Here is a 16,890-nt window from a genome sequence, read left to right as displayed (position 1 = left end):
CCTACGTGCCGAGCAGCGCCGCCACGTACAACAGCAGGCGGTCCTCGCTGCGCGCCAGGTCCAGTCCCGTGAGTTCCTCGATGCGGCGCAGCCGGTAGTCGAGCGTGTTGCGGTGGATGTGCAGCGATGCCGCCGTCGCCGTCGCGCTCTCGCCGTGGGCGAACCAGGCGTCGAGCGTGCGGCGCAGGGTCGCCGCGCTGCGGTCTCCCTCCAGGCGAGCCAGCGGGCGCCGTAACTGCCCGGCCTGCCAGCCGGTGCCCAGGCCCGACAGCAGCACGGGCAGGGCCAGGTCGTAGTAGCTGTGGCTGCGCGCCCGCGGATCGCGGCGGCGGCCGATGCGGGCCGCGGCGCGCGCGCTCTCGCAGGAAATCGCGGCCGCGCCGATCCCGCTCGCCACCAGGCCCAGCGTCAGCGTGAACGGCACGTCCAGCAGGGCGCCGACGACGGCGTGCAGCGCCTGCTGGCGCTTGCGCGCGTGCTGCTCGGCCGCGGCCGCATCGGCGGGGCCGGCGTCGACGGCTTCCAGCAGCACCAGTTCGCGCGGGCCCGCGATGGCGCCGAGCAGGCCCGGCGCGCGCTCGACCAGCGCCAGCTGCAGGCGCTGGAGCGCGGCCAGCGCCGCATCCGTCGCGCCGGCATCGTCGGCGCCGGCGCCGGCATCGAGTTCGACCAGGAACACGGCCTGCGCGCGGCGCACGTCCAGCCCCAGGCGGCGCGCCCAGGCGTCCAGTTCCGCGCGCGCGTCGCCGTCGCCCTGGATCAGGCCGAGCACCAGCGCCTCGCGGTGGCGGCTGTCGCGCTGCAGTTCGCCGGCCAGCCGGGCCTGCTCGAGGATCATCTCCGCCGTCAGGCGCACCAGTTCGCCGAACTGACGCACGGCTTCCGGCGCGCCGCTCAGGCCGATCGCGCCGCACAACTGCCCGCCGACGACCAGCGGCAGGTTGATGCCGGGCCGGGCGCCGTGCAGGTGGGGCGCCGCGGCGGCGTCGACCTCGACGGTGGCGCGCCGCGTCAGCGCCAGCAGGGCGGCGTCGTGCAGCTCGCCCACGCGGCCCGGGTCGCCGCTGGCGAGGATCACGCCGCGCGCGTCCATCACGTTGACGTTGAAGGGAATGATGCGCATCGTGCGGGTGACGATGTCCTGGGCAAGGCGGGGGCTGAGTTCGATCATGGAGGCGCGGGTCGCTGGCGGCCGGACGGCGATGGGGCACTGTATCCCATCGGGTCGATTGTGCCAAGCGCCAGGAATCCTCGGGCCATCACGTCCGCTCGTTTCCGTCCATCGTGCACTTGCACAAAAACCGCGCATAAAATCGCGGCTGCCATCGTGCCGGCCGCCGAGGCTTTGCCGCGTCCTGCGGAGGATAATGCAGACAACCGCCGGCGTGATGGCGGATATTCCGGAGACAAATATGCGCAAGACCATCGGCGCCGGCGCGCACGCGCCGCACGCCCCCGATCCCGGTATCCTCGCCCGGGGGTACCGCAAGGCGACCTGGCGCCTGATTCCCTTCATCTTCGTGTGCTACCTGTTCAACTACCTGGACCGCGTCAACGTCGGCTTCGCCAAGCTGGAAATGCTCGACGCCCTCGGGATGAGCGAGATCGTCTACGGCACCGGCGCCGGCATCTTCTTCCTCGGCTACGTCGCCAGCGGCGTGCCCAGCAACCTGATCCTGCACAAGCTGGGCGCGCGGCGCTGGATCGCGATCATGATGGTGCTGTGGGGCGGCCTGTCGGCCGCGATGATGACCGTCGGCGGCCCGACCGCGTTCTACGTGCTGCGCTTCCTCACCGGCGTGGCCGAGGCCGGCTTCTTCCCGGGCATCGTGTTCTACCTGACCAACTGGTTCCCCACGCAGCGCCGCGGCCAGGTGATGGCGCTGTTCATGTCGGCGATACCCGTCTCGGGCGTCGTCGGCGGTCCGCTGTCGGGCTGGATGCTGAGCCATTTCTCGGCCGGCCAGGGCGGCTTGGCCGGCTGGCAGTGGCTGTTCCTGCTGCAGGGCCTGCCGACCGTGCTGCTGGGCATCGCCGTGCTGTTCCTGCTGTCCGACGGCCTGCACCAGGCGCCGTGGCTGCATGCCGACGAAAAGCGCGCGATGCAGGCCGCGCTCGACGCCGACGAGCAGGCGCGCCGCGCCAGCGCCCACGCCGTGCACTCGTTCGCCAGCGTGCTGCGCAACGGCCACGTCTGGATGCTCGGGGCGATCTATTTCAGCATCCAAATGGGCGTCTACGCCATCAACTTCTGGCTGCCGTCGATCATCAAGGGGCTGGGCGTCGGCAGTCCGACGACGGTGGGCTGGCTCAGCGCCATCCCCTACCTGTTCGCCGGCGTGTTCATGGTGCTGGCCGGCCGCTCGGCCGATGCGCGCCGCGAACGCCGCTGGCACGTGGCCGGGCCAATGCTGCTGGGCCTGGCGGGCCTGGTGCTGGCCGCGAACTTCTCGGGCAGCATCGTCGTTGTGATGGCGGGCCTGATCCTGGCCACGATGGGCGCGCTGGCCGCGCTGTCGATGTTCTGGCCGCTGCCCGCCGCCTTCCTCGGCAGCGCCGCGGCCGCGGGCGGGCTGGCGCTGATCAATTCGCTGGGACAGGTGGCGGGCTTCGTCAGTCCGATGCTGGTCGGCTGGATCAAGCAGGCCACCGGCAGCACCGACGTCGCGCTGTACATCCTGTCGAGCGTGATGCTGGTCGGCGCCGCGCTGGTGCTGCGCATCCCGGGCCGCCTGGTCAACCGCTGAGGAGAACGCCATGAAGATCGTCATCGCGCCGGATTCGTTCAAGGAAAGCCTGTCGGCGCTGCAGGTCGCCGCCGCCATCGAGGCCGGCCTGCGCGCGGCATTCCCCGACGCCGACATCGTCAAGGTGCCCGTGGCCGACGGCGGCGAGGGCACCGTGCAGGCGATGATCGACGCCACCGGCGGGCGCCGCATCGCCCACATGGTCACGGGACCGCTGGGCGCGCCGGTGCCCGCGTTCTATGGGCACATTGACGGGAACGTCGGCGCGCAGGCCGAAACCGGCGGCCTGGCGGTGATCGAGATGGCCGCCGCCAGCGGGCTGGAGCTGGTGCCGCCGGAGCGACGCGACCCGCGCACGGCCACCAGCCGCGGCACCGGCGACCTGATCCGCGCGGCGCTGGACGCCGGCGCGCGCCGCTTCGTGCTGGGCGTGGGCGGCAGCGCCACCAACGACGGCGGCGCCGGCATGCTGCAGGCGCTGGGCGTGCGCCTGCTCGACGCCGACGGGAAGGAACTGGGACCGGGCGGCGCCGCACTGGCGCGGCTGGCGCGCATCGATGCCGACGGCCTGGACGCGCGCGTGCGCACCAGCGACTTCCAGATCGCCTGCGACGTCGACAATCCCCTGGTCGGCCCGCGCGGCGCCTCGGCCATCTTCGGCCCGCAGAAGGGCGCGACGCCGGACATGGTGGCGCAGCTGGACGCCTCCCTGGCGCACTACGCCGCCATCGTCGAGCGCGACTTCGGCCGGTCCGTGGCCGCCATGCCCGGCGCCGGCGCCGGCGGCGGCATCGCGGCGGCGATGGTGGTGTTCCTGCGCGGGCGCCTGCGTCCGGGCGTGGACATCGTCGCCGAGGCGGTCGGCCTGGATGCCGCCGTGCGCGACGCCGACCTGGTGGTGACGGGAGAAGGGCGCATCGACGGCCAGACCGTGAGCGGCAAGACGCCGATGGGCGTGGCGAAGGTGGCCGCGCGCCACGGCAAGCCGGTGCTGGCGATCGGCGGTTGCCTGGCGCCGGACGCGGGCGCCGTCCACGCCCACGGCATCGACGCCGTGTTCGCGGCGGTGGCGCGGCCGTGCACGGTGGCCGAGGCGCTGGCGGCGGCCGAGGACAACCTGCGCAGCGCGGCGCGCAACGTGGGGGCCGCGCTCAGGCTGGGGATGGCGCTGGGGCCGCGCGGCGGCGCGGGGCGCGACCGGGGCGCCTGAGCACGCGGCACTCGGCACCCTCGCGCCCGAGCGCCCGGGCGCCCGGGCGCCGTCGTCGGTTAAGATGGCAGGCCGTCATCCGCCCAGGGAGTCCGCTTGTCCACGCCGCCGATCCACCCCGACTATCCGCCCGGCGCCGCCGTCGCGCCCGACGACGAGGCGTTCTGGCGCGCCGTGCGCGCGCAGTACGCGCCGTCGCCCGATTTCATCAACCTCGAGAACGGCTACTTCGGCATGCCGGCCCGTCCCGTGCGCGCGGCGCTGCGGCGCTGGCAGGACGAGGTCGATGCCGAGGGCGCCTACTTCCTGCGCGAGCGCCTGCCCGCGCTGATGCCGCGGGTGATGGGGGCGCTGGCGGCCTTCACCGGCGCCGGTCCGGACGAGCTGCTGGTCACGCGCAGCGCCGTCGAGTCGCTCAACGTGCTGCTGCAGGGTTATCCGTTCGCTCCCGGCGACGAGGTCGTGCTGGCGCGCCACGACTACGACAGCGCGCTGGACACGGTGCAGATGCTCGCGGCGCGCAAGGGCATCGTGCCGGTGTACGTCGACGTGCCGCTCGACCCGGCCGGCGACGACGAGGTCGTGGCACGCTACGACGCGGCCATCGGCCCGCGCACGCGCGCGCTGCTGGCGACCCACATCGTGCACCGCAGCGGCCAGGTGCTGCCGGTGGCGCGGATCGCCGCCATGGCGCGCGCGCGCGGCGTGGACTGCATCGTCGACGGCGCCCATTCGCTGGCCCAGCTGGACTACCGCGTGCCGCAGCTGGGCGCGCAGTTCGCCGCCTTCAACCTGCACAAATGGGTCGGCGCGCCGCTCGGCACGGGCCTGCTGTACATCGCGCGCGAACGCATCGCCGACATCGCGCCGCTGTACGGCGACGTCGGCCATGCGCCCGGCGACATCTGGAAGCTGGCCCACGTGGGCGCGGTGCCGCCGGCGCCGATCCTGGCCGTCGAGGAGGCGCTGGCCTTCCACCACGCGGTGGGCGCGGCCAACAAGGAGGCGCGCCTGCGCTGGCTGGGCAGCTACTGGCTGGACCGGGTGCGCGACGTGCCCGGCGTGCGCCTCTTCAGCCCGCGCGATGCGCGCCGGCGCTGCGCGATCGCCAGCTTCGGCATCGCGGGGATGGCGGCGCACGACGTGGCCGCGCGCCTGATGGCGGCGCACCGCATCTACACGGTGGTGCGCAGGCTGGGCGAGGATGACGTCGTGCGGGTGACGCCGCACCTGTACACGACGCCGGCCGAGCTGGATGCGCTGGTGGCGGCGATCCGGGCGCTGGCGGCTAGCGCTTGCGCGCCGTCAGCGTGACCCAGGCCACGCCGCCCAGCGTCGCCAGCGCGCACAGGGCGCTCCTGGCCGTCACGCGCTCGCCCAGCAGGGCCACGCCGAATCCGGCGCTGATCACCGGCACCGACAGCTGGACGGCGCCGGCGCTGATGGCGGGAATGCGCACGCGCACCCAGTACCAGATCGCATAGCCGATGGCAGAGGCCAGGCAGCCCGACAGCAGGGCGTAGACGGCGCCGGTGCCGTCCAGGTGCGCGTGGCCGCCCCGCGCCAGCACCAGCACGAGCGCGCAGGGCAGCGACCAGAGGAAGCTGGCGGCCGTGCTGGCGACCGGCTCGCCGCTCGCGCGGCCCAGCAGCGAGAACCCGCCCCAGGCGAAGCCGGCGAGCGCCATCAGGGCGGCGGCGCCCGGCGGTGGCGCGGAGGCCGACGGGGCCAGGAAGGCCGCCATCCCGCCCAGCGCCAGCAGCAGTCCCCATGGGCTGGCGCGTTCGCCCTGGAACAGGCCGTAGGAAATCATCAGCAACTGCGCCGACGCGAACAGCACCAGCGCGCCGGCGCCGGTGCCGATGTCGCGGTAGGCAAAGGAAAAGGCGGCCGCGTAGGTGAACAGCAGCAGGGCCGATTGCCAGCCGGCCTTGGTGTCGGCCAGGCGGCCGCCGCGCCACTTGAGGATCAGCAGCAGGGTCACGGCGCCGCTGGCGAGGCGGATCGCGGTGAACGAGGCGGCGTCGATCGGGGTGGTCTGGAAGGCGGCGCGGGCGAGCAGCGAATTGGCCGCGAAGGCCGCCATCGCGAGGCAGGTGAGGCCGGCCAGGGTGGCCGGCGCCGCGCCACGCCGGACCGCGGGGGCGGCCTGGGCATCGTCCATGCTGGAGTCTCCTTGGAATTCTTGCTTTTGTAGGGTGGGCACGCTGTGCCCACCATGCGCCGGCATGCCGCAAACGTGCCCGCCGGGCATTAGGGTTCCAAGGCAATCCTAGCATGCCTTAGGCAGGGCCGAAAAAAAAGGCGCTGTTCGCGTTAATTGCGTTTCCTGTCCAGCCGCTTGCCGAACTGGACCGCTGCCCGCAAGAGCAGTGCCGGTGTCGTCAACCGCTTGTCGTCCAATATCCGCTGCCAGCCCGAGTAGTCGATCAGGTAGCGGCTGGCCACGCCGCGAAAGCACAGCAGCCAGGTCTTGAAGCGGCTGTGCCAGCCGTTCACGTTCTGCAGGTGGATCGCGCCGCGCGTGCGGATGCGCGCCCGCAGGTTGACCGCCTCGTGCGTGATGCCCGCCCTGGCGGCAAAGGTCTTGTAGGCTTGCGCCGCATCGCTGACCAGCAGGACGTCGGGCGCCAGCACGGGCCGCAGGCAGCGCTCCAGCTGCGCCGCCGTCACCGGCCCACGCCCGGTATGGAAATCGAGCGTTTGTCCGCTGCGGTCGCGCGCCACCAGCAGGCATGCATGGTCGCGGTTGATGCCGCGGCGCCTGGCGACGCCGCCGCGCTTGCGCGCTGGACGGTCCAGCGTGCGCGATCCCTTCTGCGATTCGAGCAGGTAAGTCTCGTCCGCCTCGACGATGGCCGACAGCGTCGGCGCGCGTTCGTGTATGGCGCCGGAGATGAATCGGTGACGCCAGCGAAAGCTGGTGGTGCGGTGCACGCCCGTCACGGCCGCGGCGTCGCGCACGGTACGCGATTCCAGCACGCACTGCAGGTACGCCAGCCATGTCTCCTTGAGGCGCGGGCGCACGAGATCCTGCGTGCACAGCGGCAACGCTTCGAGTGCGGCAAACACGTCGTCGAACGCCAGAGCGTGCATTGCCGTCTCCCAATGCGTTACCTCGACAATGGGTGAGACTGCCACCGCAGCGGATGGTTCGCACAAATAACGCGAACAGCGCCTTTTCTTTCATGGGTGCGCCGAGCACGGGCGCATTTTACAATCCGCACGCGATCGAGGCGCGCCGGGGACGGGACCGGGGCGCACCCTGCCACGGGCTGTCGCGACGATCGCGACGCTTTTCGACGATGCAAAATAATAGTGGGAACAACGGCAATCGTGTCGTGTTGTCATGGCAAGGAATGGTATAGTTGGTCATTTGACAGAATGCTCGACGTATGTACGTCACAAGGGCACATTCTCACCAAGACAAAGGAACCGATCGATGACCACTCAGGACTACGCGACCCGCATCAGCCAGCTCATCCAGGACCACCAGGCCGAGATCGGCAAGGAATGGATCAGCCAGCTGGAAGCGCTGACGATGCGTTCGAACGTCGTCTCGCGCGAGCAGTTGCGTACCCACTGCCAGCAATTCCTGGCCGCCTTCGTCAATGCCACCCGCAGTGGCGTGCTGGACAACATCGAGCACCGCGCCTGGGACGAAGTGCGCGACCTGCTGGGTGAAATCTCGGCGACGCGCGCCAAGAGCGGCTCGACCCCGAGCGAGACGGCGACCTTCGTCTTCTCGCTCAAGCAACCGCTGTTCGCGCAACTGCGCAGCGGCTTCGCGGCCGATCCCGAGGCGCTGGGCGAGGCCTCCTGGACCGTCACCACGTTGCTCGACCAGTTGGGCCTGTACACCATCGAGGCGTTCCAGCGCACCCGCGACCAGATCATCGTGCGCCAGCAGCAGGAGCTGCTGGAGCTGTCGACGCCGGTCGTCAAGCTGTGGGACGGCATCCTGGCGCTGCCGCTGATCGGCACGCTGGATTCGGCGCGCACCCAGGTGGTGATGGAAAACATCCTGCAGAAGATCGTCGACACCGGCGCCTCGATCGCCATCATCGACATCACCGGCGTGCCGACCGTCGACACGCTGGTCGCCCAGCACCTGATGAAGACCATCGCCGCCGCGCGCCTGATGGGCGCCGACTGCATCATCAGCGGCATCCGCCCGCAGATCGCCCAGACCATCGTCCACCTGGGCGTGAACCTGGAAGACGTGATGACCAAGGCAACCCTGGCCGACGCCTTCCTGGTCGCGCTCGCGCGCACCGGCACCGCGGTGGTCAAGGAAGCCGGCAAGGCATAAGGAGCGGGACATGGAACGCATCCCCATCCTGCGCATGGGCAACCTGCTGCTGGTAACGATCCAGGTGGACATGCACGACCGCCTGGCGATGACGCTGCAGGACGACCTGACCGAGCGCATCGTGCGCGACCGCGCCAAGGGCGTCCTGATCGACATTTCGGCGCTGGACCTGGTCGACTCGTTCATCGGCCGCATGATCAGCAACACGGCCGCGATGGCGCGCGTGCTCGACGCCGAGACCGTCGTCGTCGGCATGCAGCCGGCCGTCGCCATCACGCTGGTGGAACTGGGCCTGACCCTGCACGGCGTGAAGACGGCGCTGAACGTCGAGAAGGGCATGACCCTGTTAGGAAAGACCGACTTCTGATGAGCCCAGTTCTCGACAACGCGGCCGCGTTCGAGTCCAGCCTGCTGGAGCGGCGCCGCCAGTTGCGTACCGGCCGTACCGTGCTACCGCTGCGCAGCGACGAGGACGTCGTCGCGCTGCGCCGCCACGTGCGCGAGCGCGCGATCGCGATCAAGCTGTCCCTGGTCGACCAGACCAAGCTGGTGACGGCGGCGAGCGAGCTGGCGCGCAACACCATCAAGTACGGCGGCGGCGGCGACGCCTACCTCGACATGTTCGAGGACGGCCTGCAGCGGGGCGTCGGCCTGGTCTTCGTCGACAGCGGCCCGGGCATCGCCGACATCGCGCAGGCGCTGCGCGACGGCTTCACGACCGGCGGGGGCCTCGGCCTCGGCCTGGGCGGCTCGAAGCGCCTCGTCGACGAGTTCGACATCGATTCGCGACCGGGAGAGGGCACGGCCGTAGCGGTCATCAAATGGAAACGCTGATCAGTTCTCTGTTCCCGCAGTACGTCTTTCCGATCCACCATGCCAGCGATGTCTCCGCCGCGCGCCGGACCGGCCAGAAGCTGGCCGACGCGCTCGGCTTCGACGACGTCAAGGCCGGCCGCCTGGCGATCGTGATCACCGAGGCGGCCACCAACATCCTCAAGCACGCCGGCGAAGGCACCGTGTACATCATGCGCAGCCAGTCGGGCGCGGGCACGGTGGGCGTGGACGTGGTGGCGGCCGATGCCGGTCCCGGCATCGCCGACCTCGCGTTCAGCATCCAGGACGGCGTGTCCACGGCCGGCACCGCCGGCAACGGCCTGGGGGCGCTGCGCCGCCAGGCCGACGTGTTCGACGTCTGGAGCATGCGCGGCAAGGGCGCGGTGTTCTTCATGCGCATCTGGCAGGGCGCCGCGCCGCCCCCGTCGCGCGCGGTCGAGGTGGGCGCGCTGTGCGTCCCGCTGGCCGGCGAGGACGCCTGCGGCGACGGCTGGGCCGTGCGCTGCGACGCGGACGGCGCCACGCTGCTGGGCGCCGACGGCCTCGGGCATGGCCCGGAGGCGGCCAAGGCGGCTGCCGGCGCCATCGAGGCGCTCGGACGCAACGCGTCGCCCGCGCCGGCCGACGTGCTGCAGGCGGCGCACGACCTGCTGCGCCTCACGCGCGGCGCGGCCGTGTCGGCGGCGCGCATCGACGACGCCAGCGGCCAGCTGCGGTTCGCCGGCGTCGGCAACGTCAGCGGGCTGGTGCTGGACGGCACCGTGCGGCGCGCGCTGGTATCGCACAACGGCATCGTCGGTCACAATATGCGCAAGGTGCAGGAATTCGCGGTCGCGTGTCCGCCGGGGGCGTTGTGCGTGCTGCATTCGGACGGCCTGCAGACCCAGTGGGACCTGGCCGCCTACCCCGGCCTGGTCGGGCATGCGCCGGCCATCGTGGCCGCCGTGCTGATGCGCGACTTCATCCGCCGCCGCGACGACGCGATGGTGCTGGTGGCACGCAGGAAAGGATAATTCACATGCAGCGCATCCTCAACATCGGCATCGCCAACGAACAGGACGTGGTGCTGGTGCGCCAGCGTGCGCGCCAGATCTCGCACCTGCTCGGCTTTTCGCAGCAGGACCAGGTGCGCATCGCCACCGCGGTCTCGGAGGCGGCGCGCGGCGCCTGCCAGCTCGGCGCGGGCGGGCGCGCCACGTTCGGCATCGCCGACGTCGAGCGGCGCCAGCACCTGCAGGTGACCATCGGCGCCGGCAGCGCGGCGCCGGGGCCGCTGCCGGACGATGCCATCGTCACCGCGCACCGCCTGATGGAGGATTGCACGGTGGAGCAGGGCGCGCACGGCCCGGCCGCGATCGTCATGCGCAAGGCGCTGCCGCCGCAGGCGCCGGTGGGCGGCACGCGCCTGGGCGAGATCGCCGACCAGCTGGCCAAGGACAGCCCGGTGGCCAACACCAGCCTCGAGGTGCAGTTGCAGAACCGCGAGCTGGTCGCCACGCTGGCCGAGCTGCGCGAGCGCCAGGAGGACCTGTTGTCGCTGACGCGCGAGCTGGAAGACACCAACCGGGGCATCGTCGCGCTGTACGCCGAGATCGAGGACAAGGCCGAGCGCCTGCGCCGCGCCGACGAGATGAAATCGCGCTTCCTGTCCAACACCAGCCACGAGCTGAGGACGCCGCTGTCCTCGATCCGCGCACTGGCCAAGCTGCTGCTGGACCGCATGGACGGCGACCTCACGCAGGAGCAGGAACGCCAGGTGCGCTACATCGAGACGGCCGCCAACGACCTGTCCGACCTGGTCAACGACCTGCTCGACCTGGCCAAGATCGAGGCCGGCAAGGTCGAGGTGCAGACCGCGCCGGTGGTCGTCGAGAACCTGTTCCGCACCCTCAAGGGCATGCTGCGGCCGCTGGTCGACAGCGCCCGCGTCGACCTCGTGTTCGAATCCACCGACGTCGATGAGGCATTCGAGTCGGACGAGGGTAAAATTGCCCAGGTGCTGCGCAATTTCATTTCGAACGCCCTCAAGTTCACCGAGCAGGGCTCGGTGCGCGTCGCCGCCGTGCACGAAGCCGGCGGCGCGGCGATCGCGTTCGAGGTGGCCGATACCGGCATCGGCATCAGCCCGGAGAACCTGCAGCTGATCTTCGAGGAATTCAGCCAGATCGAGCATCCGCTGCAGCGGCGCAGCAAGGGCACGGGCCTGGGCCTGCCGCTGTGCCGCAAGCTGGCCGGGCTGCTCGGCGGCCGGGTCGAGGTGAGCAGCGAGCCGGGCGTGGGCTCGACCTTCCGGCTGGTACTGCCGCGCCAGTTCCCGGGGCACGGCGCGGCGGCAGATGGCAACTGACGGACTTACGATGACGACTTCCACCCTGATCCTGAATGTCGACGACAACGATGGCGCCCGCTACGCCAAGACCCGCATCCTGCAGGGCGCGGGCTTTTCGGTGCTCGAGGCCAGCAACGGTACCGACGCGCTGAACCTCGTCAAGCGCGGCGACATCGCGCTGGTCCTGCTGGACGTGAAGCTGCCCGACATCAACGGCATCGAGGTCTGCCGCCGCATCAAGACCGATCCCGACAGTGCACTGGTGCTGGTGCTGCAGACGTCGGCCGCGCTGACCGGGCGCGCCGACAAGATCCGCGGCCTGGAAGGCGGCGCCGACAACTACCTGGCGGCGCCGATCGAGGCCGACGAGCTGGTCGCCAACGTCAACGCGCTGCTGCGCATGCGCCAGACCCAGAACGCGCTGCGCGACAGCGAGGAGCGCTTCCGCCAGCTCACCGACAACATCGAGGACGTGTTCTGGATGTTCTCGGTGCCCGCCCGCACCCTCGAATACGTCAGTCCCGCCTACGCGTCCACCTGGGGCCGCAGCGTCGCCTCGCTCGAGCAGGCGCCGGGCAGCTGGCTCGACGCCGTGCATCCCGACGACCGCCCGGGCATCGAGGCGCTGTGGAGCGCGCTGCAGTACATGCCACACTACGACGCCGAGTTCCGCATCGTCCTGCCGGACGGGTCGCTGCGCTGGGTGCGCGACCGCCTGTTCCCGGTGCGCGACCGGCGCGACGAAGTCTACCGGGTGGCGCGCATGACCAGCGACATCACCCAGCGCAAGGAAATGGAAGGGCTGCTGCGCGCGGCCGACAGCAACAAGAACGAGTTCCTGGCGACGCTGGCGCACGAGCTGCGCAATCCGCTCTCGCCGATCCGCAACGCCGCCGCGCTGCTGGGCGCCGGCGGTCCCGACGGGGCGGAACGCCAGGCGCGCGCGCGCGAGGTCATCACGCGCCAGGTCGACCACCTGGCGCACCTGGTCGACGACCTGCTCGACGTCGCGCGCATTTCGGAAGGCAAGATCGCGCTGCGCCGCGAAGAGGTCGACATCAAGAGCGTGATCGCCCAGGCCGTCGAGACGGCCGGTCCCCTGATCGCCGCGCGCGCGCACCGGCTCGACGTGCGCGAGCCGCCGCAATGCGTCTGGGTCGAGGGCGACCCCGTGCGCCTGGCGCAGTCGATGGGCAACCTGCTGCACAACGCCGCCAAGTTCACGCCCAAGGGCGGCCTGATCCAGGTCGCGGTGAGCCTGCACGACGACGTGGTGCGCATCGCCGTGGAAGACAACGGCATCGGCATCGCCGAGGACAACCTGTCGCGCATCTTCGGCATGTTCACCCAGGCCGCGGTGCCGCCGGACCGCGCCCCGGAAGGACTGGGCATCGGCCTGTCGCTGGTATCGCGCCTGCTGGAGATGCACGGCGGGCGCCTGTCGGCGACCAGCCCCGGCATCGGCCTGGGCTCGACCTTCACGGTGGAGCTGCCGGTGCTGCGCACGAGCGCATGCGATGCCGCCGCCCAGGCCGGCCAGGACGCCTTGCCGCCGGCCGCGGCCGGGGACGACGGGACCGCGCAGCAGGGCCGCAAGCGCCGCGTGCTGCTGGTCGACGACAACGTCGATGCGATGGAAATGATGGCCTTCCTGCTGGCCGAGATGGGCTACGACGCCGTCACCACGGCCGACGCCTCGCAGATCGTCGACCTGGCCAGCGCGCGCCGTCCGGACGTGATCGTGCTCGACATCGGCCTGCCCGGCGTGGACGGCTACGAACTGGCGCGCATGCTCAAGCGCCATCCGCAGCTCGGTTCGATCCGCCTGGTGGCGCACACCGGCTACGGTTCGCCCGAGGACCGGCGCAAGGCGCAGGAGGCGGGGTTCGACGCGCACCTGGTCAAGCCGGCGGAGCTGGACGACCTCGACAAGGCGCTGCAGGGCTGATTCGCCGAGCGTGCGTCACCGCACGAACCGCGACCCGCAACGGGTCTAGGCTGGACCCCATCGACAGCAACGATGGAGGTCGTCATGCCCCGTGGCGCCAGCCCGAAACGCGAACGCGAGTACAAGAAGCTCGAAACCGAGTTCAAGAAGGAACACCGCTACCCCGGCCGCGAGGAGGAAGTCGCCTCGCGCATCGTCAACAAGCAGCGCGCCGAGCACGGCGAGACGAAGCAGTCGTCCGGCGGCGGCTCGAAGCAGTCCGCCAAGAAGTAAGCGGCATCAAAAAAGCCTTCCGGGCTCGCGCCCGGAAGGCTTCGTCGCGTCCGCGCAGCGGCGCGCGCGCCGCGCTTACTTGTCGGTGACGGTGAATTCGCCGAAGGCCTTCAGCTGCTCGCCCACCGCCTTCGGATCGCCGACCACGACGATCGACTGCTTGTCCGCCGCGAAGTATTTCTTCGAGACGTCGCGCACCTGCTCCGGCGTGACCTTGTCGATCAGCGGCACGTACTGGCCGAGGAACTCGGCCGGCAGGCCCACCAGCCAGTTCGACGCCAGCGTGGCGGCCACGGCGCGCTGCATCTGGTTGCTCAGCAGGTAGCCGCCGGCCACGTAGCGCTTGTGCATCTGCATTTCTTCCGGCGACACCAGTTCGGTGCCGATGCGCTTGTACTCGTTGAAGTACTCGGTCAGCGCCGCCCCGGTCACCTCGTTGCGCACGTCGGCGCCGCCGACGATCGCGCCGCCGTCGCGCAGCAGGCGCGCCCCGGCCGAGGCGCCATAGGTGTAGCCCTTTTCCTCGCGCAGGTTGATGTTCACGCGGCTCGAGAAGCCGCCGCCCAGGATGGTGCTGGCCATGCGCAGCGGGATCTGGTCGGCGTTGGTGGCGGCGATGCCGGGGCTGCCCAGGCGGATCGTCGACTGCACGCTGCCGGCGCGTTCCAGCACGATGCGCGCCGGGCTGGCGGCGGCCGGCGCCTTGGCGATCTCGGGCGCCGCGGCGCCGCTGGCCTTCCAGTCGCCGAACGCCTGCTGCGCCAGCTTCAGCGCGTCGGCTTCCTTGATGCGGCCGGCGATCACCAGCAGCGCGCGTTCCGGGCGGAAGCGCTTCGCATGTTCGCTGCGCAGCAATGCCTCGGTGGTCGCGTTGATCGACTCGACGGTCGGATCGGTGTGGCCGTACGGATGGTCGCCGTAGACCGCGCGGTTGAGCGCGCGCTCGGCGCGGAAGCGTGGCTGCGTCTCGGCCACGCGCAGCGCCTGCAGCGCGTTGGCCTTGGCCAGCGCGACTTCCTTGGCCGGGAACGACGGCGTGCGCGTCACTTCGGCCAGCAGCGCCATCATCGGCGCCGCCTGCGAGGCGAGGGCGTTGGCCGAGACCGTGATGCCGTCGTTGCCGGCGCCGGCGGCGACCGAGCCGCCCAGGCCCTGCGCGGCCTCGGCGATCGCGCGCGAGTCGCGCTTGGCGGTGCCCTCGTTGAGCAGGCCGGCCAGCATGCTGGCGAAGCCCGCATGGGCGACGTCGTCAGCGCCGTAGCCGGCGCCGCGCACGGCCAGCACCATGTCCACGCGCGGCACGCCGTCGCGCGGCACGACCCAGACCTGCAGGCCGTTGGCCAGCGTCTTCTTGGCGATGTGCGGGGTCGGCAGGGGCTTGTCCTTGCCGTAGGCCGGCATGGCGGACGCCGGGGCGTCGGCGGCGAATGCCGGGGCGAAGCCGGTCGCGAACAGGGCGGCGACGGCCAGTGTCAGCATCGGTGTCTTCATGGATGCGCTCCTCATTTCTTGTCTGCCGGCGCGGTCGCTGCCGCGTTGGCCGGGCTCGGCGTGGCCGGTGCCGCGGGGGGCCTGGCGGCGGGCTTGCGGTCGATCACGGTGCGGTTGGTCTTGACCAGGTAGGTGGCGGCGACGCGCTGGATGTCGGCGGACGTCACGCCCTCGATCCAGCCGGGCACCTTGTTGACGACGTTGGCGTCGCCCCACAGGGTCTGCAGCTTGGCCAGGGTGTCGGCGCGGTTCAGGAAGTTTTCCAGGCGGTTGTTCCAGTCGGCCAGCATGCGCGTCTTGACGCGCTTCAGGGTGGCGTCGTCGACGCCGCCCTTGGCGACCCTGGCGATCTCCTCGTCCATCGCCGCCAGCATGGCGTCGGCGCTGGAATTGGGCTTGTACAGGCCGAACACGGTGAACAGCGTCGGGCCGGCGTACTCGAACGGGCCGGTCAGGCCGAAGCTGCCGGACACGTTCAGGGCGATCTCGCGTCCCTTGACCATGCCCTGGTAGAACAGCGAGGCGTCGTCGCCGGCCAGCAGCTCGGCCAGCACGGCCATCGGCGCCTGGTCCCTGGAGCCGCGTTCCGGCACCTTCCAGGCCGCGGCGATCGCCGGCACCTGGGCCAGCTCGTCGCTCTGCTCGATGCGTTTTTCCTCGGTGTTCAGGCCTTCGCTGAAATCGGTAGGCTTCGGCGTCGGGCGCGTGGCGATGCCGCCGAAGTATTTCTGGGCCAGCGCGAAGCCCTGGGCCGGGGTCACGTCGCCGGCGATCGACAGCACCGCGTTGTTCGGGCCGTAGTAGTCGCGGTGGAAGGCGCGCACGTCGTCCAGGCTGGCGCCCTCGAGGTCCTCGAAGCTGCCGTAGCCGTCGTGGTTGTTCTCCCACTTCTTGAACGCCAGCTGGCTGATGTCGATCCAGTAGAAGCCGCCGTAGGGCTGGTTCTTGACGTTGACGCGGATTTCTTCCTTGACCACGTCCTGCTGGTTCTTCAGCGTGGCCGGGTTGAAGTCGAGCGTCTTCATGCGGTCCGCTTCCAGCCACAGGATCGGCTCGAGCGAGGAGACCGGCGCCGTCTCGATGTAGTTGGTGAAGTCTGGACGGGTCGAGCCGTTGTTGCGGCCGCCGCCGCCGGTGATGGTGCGGTCGAACGTGCCCTTGGGCGCGTTCGGGGTGCCCTGGAACATCAGGTGCTCGAACAGGTGGGCGAAGCCGGTGCGGTTGCGCGGCTCCAGGCGCATGCCCACGTGGTAGACCACCGAGACGCCGACGGTCGGCGAGCTGTGGTCCTCGGAGACGACGACCGTCAGGCCGTTGTCGAGCTTCTTGACGTTGACAGGCAGGTTCCACTGGTCGCTGCTCGCGGCGTACGCGGAGAGCGACAGCGACAGGCCAGCCAGTGACAGGCAGATTTTGCGCATGCGCATTGATGTCCTCGTTGTCTGGATTGCAGAGTGTTCCGGCCGTGGCCGGACGTTTCATCTTAACGTAACAAAATGCAATAAAGTAATTATTTCTTTTAATGCATGCCAACATTCCAATATATGAAATCGCATGCCTGTCCCGCCATGCCGTCGCTCGGGGCGGCGTTTTTGCAGTTCGTCGCATTTCGCTGGGCATGGATGGACCTTGACGTTAATGTATCTGCATGGACTTTCTGGAAACGGCAACGGCATGCGGGAGATGTGGATGAACAATGTGTTTTCGCTCGGACTGGCGCTTGCGGGCCTGTGCACGGCGCTCGGG

15 protein-coding genes are annotated in these 16,890 nt (G+C 70.4%); 10 read left to right on the top strand and 5 right to left on the bottom strand.

Translation table 11 applies throughout. From position 1 onward, the window contains the following. Position 1: 1 nt before the first annotated feature. Entirely contained in the window at positions 2-1,171 is a 1,170-nt protein-coding gene (locus QZ749_RS18570; protein WP_296949761.1) for a sugar diacid recognition domain-containing protein, read from the bottom strand. A gap of 241 nt (positions 1,172-1,412) precedes the next feature. Between QZ749_RS18570 and QZ749_RS18565 the strand changes: the two genes are divergently transcribed. From QZ749_RS18565 to QZ749_RS18555, 3 genes are all read left to right on the top strand, one after another. After that, positions 1,413-2,747 carry an MFS transporter gene (locus QZ749_RS18565; protein ID WP_296949760.1) on the top strand — a complete coding sequence of 445 codons (1,335 nt, stop codon included), beginning with the start codon at positions 1,413-1,415 and terminating at the stop codon, positions 2,745-2,747. A gap of 10 nt (positions 2,748-2,757) precedes the next feature. Beyond that, entirely contained in the window at positions 2,758-3,957 is a 1,200-nt protein-coding gene (locus QZ749_RS18560) for a glycerate kinase (RefSeq protein WP_296949758.1), read from the top strand. Between the two features lie 96 nt (positions 3,958-4,053). Next, complete coding sequence (locus QZ749_RS18555; RefSeq protein WP_296949756.1) at positions 4,054-5,271, top strand: aminotransferase class V-fold PLP-dependent enzyme; 1,218 nt, start codon at positions 4,054-4,056, stop codon at positions 5,269-5,271. On the opposite strand, the gene QZ749_RS18550 is transcribed toward QZ749_RS18555, so the two are convergent. Continuing rightward, positions 5,246-6,121, bottom strand: a complete 876-nt coding sequence (locus QZ749_RS18550) for a DMT family transporter (protein WP_296949754.1) — start codon at positions 6,119-6,121, stop codon at positions 5,246-5,248. The two genes, QZ749_RS18555 and QZ749_RS18550, sit on opposite strands and share 26 nt — an antisense overlap. Positions 6,122-6,273: 152 nt before the next feature. Further along, positions 6,274-7,053: an IS1595 family transposase gene (locus QZ749_RS18545; RefSeq protein ID WP_296949753.1), complete on the bottom strand. Its 780-nt coding sequence runs from the start codon at positions 7,051-7,053 to the stop codon at positions 6,274-6,276. A gap of 346 nt (positions 7,054-7,399) precedes the next feature. Here QZ749_RS18545 and QZ749_RS18540 point away from each other — a divergent pair, with 346 nt between their 5' ends. From QZ749_RS18540 to QZ749_RS18510, 7 genes are all read left to right on the top strand, one after another. Continuing rightward, complete coding sequence (locus QZ749_RS18540) at positions 7,400-8,269, top strand: STAS domain-containing protein (protein ID WP_296949750.1); 870 nt, start codon at positions 7,400-7,402, stop codon at positions 8,267-8,269. A gap of 10 nt (positions 8,270-8,279) precedes the next feature. Next, on the top strand, positions 8,280-8,636 hold the full coding sequence (locus QZ749_RS18535) for an STAS domain-containing protein (protein ID WP_296949748.1): 357 nt from the start codon (positions 8,280-8,282) through the stop codon (positions 8,634-8,636). Continuing rightward, complete coding sequence (locus tag QZ749_RS18530) at positions 8,636-9,103, top strand: anti-sigma regulatory factor (protein WP_296949746.1); 468 nt, start codon at positions 8,636-8,638, stop codon at positions 9,101-9,103. The genes QZ749_RS18535 and QZ749_RS18530 overlap by 1 nt, the downstream gene beginning before the upstream one ends. Beyond that, the gene (locus tag QZ749_RS18525; protein ID WP_296949744.1) at positions 9,091-10,116 is read left to right on the top strand and encodes a SpoIIE family protein phosphatase; all 1,026 of its coding nucleotides are present in this window, start codon (positions 9,091-9,093) and stop codon (positions 10,114-10,116) included. Before QZ749_RS18530 ends, QZ749_RS18525 begins: the two co-directional genes overlap by 13 nt. Positions 10,117-10,121: 5 nt before the next feature. Then, positions 10,122-11,450 (top strand): sensor histidine kinase, encoded by a 1,329-nt coding sequence (locus QZ749_RS18520; protein ID WP_296949743.1) that lies wholly within the window; start codon positions 10,122-10,124, stop codon positions 11,448-11,450. Positions 11,451-11,460: 10 nt separating this feature from the next. Beyond that, positions 11,461-13,380 carry a response regulator gene (locus QZ749_RS18515; protein ID WP_296949741.1) on the top strand — a complete coding sequence of 640 codons (1,920 nt, stop codon included), beginning with the start codon at positions 11,461-11,463 and terminating at the stop codon, positions 13,378-13,380. An 84-nt stretch (positions 13,381-13,464) separates the two neighbouring features. Next, positions 13,465-13,653 (top strand): hypothetical protein, encoded by a 189-nt coding sequence (locus tag QZ749_RS18510; protein WP_296949739.1) that lies wholly within the window; start codon positions 13,465-13,467, stop codon positions 13,651-13,653. 75 nt (positions 13,654-13,728) lie between these two features. Here the strand turns inward: QZ749_RS18510 and QZ749_RS18505 are convergent, their stop codons facing one another. Further along, positions 13,729-15,144 (bottom strand): pitrilysin family protein, encoded by a 1,416-nt coding sequence (locus QZ749_RS18505; RefSeq protein WP_296949737.1) that lies wholly within the window; start codon positions 15,142-15,144, stop codon positions 13,729-13,731. An 11-nt stretch (positions 15,145-15,155) separates the two neighbouring features. After that, positions 15,156-16,565 carry a pitrilysin family protein gene (locus QZ749_RS18500; RefSeq protein ID WP_296949735.1) on the bottom strand — a complete coding sequence of 470 codons (1,410 nt, stop codon included), beginning with the start codon at positions 16,563-16,565 and terminating at the stop codon, positions 15,156-15,158. Positions 16,566-16,890 lie beyond the last annotated feature (325 nt).

Source organism: uncultured Massilia sp., assembly GCF_913773735.1.
GTDB lineage: Bacteria > Pseudomonadota > Gammaproteobacteria > Burkholderiales > Burkholderiaceae_D > Telluria.
This window is presented reverse-complemented; position numbering and strand designations above follow the sequence as displayed.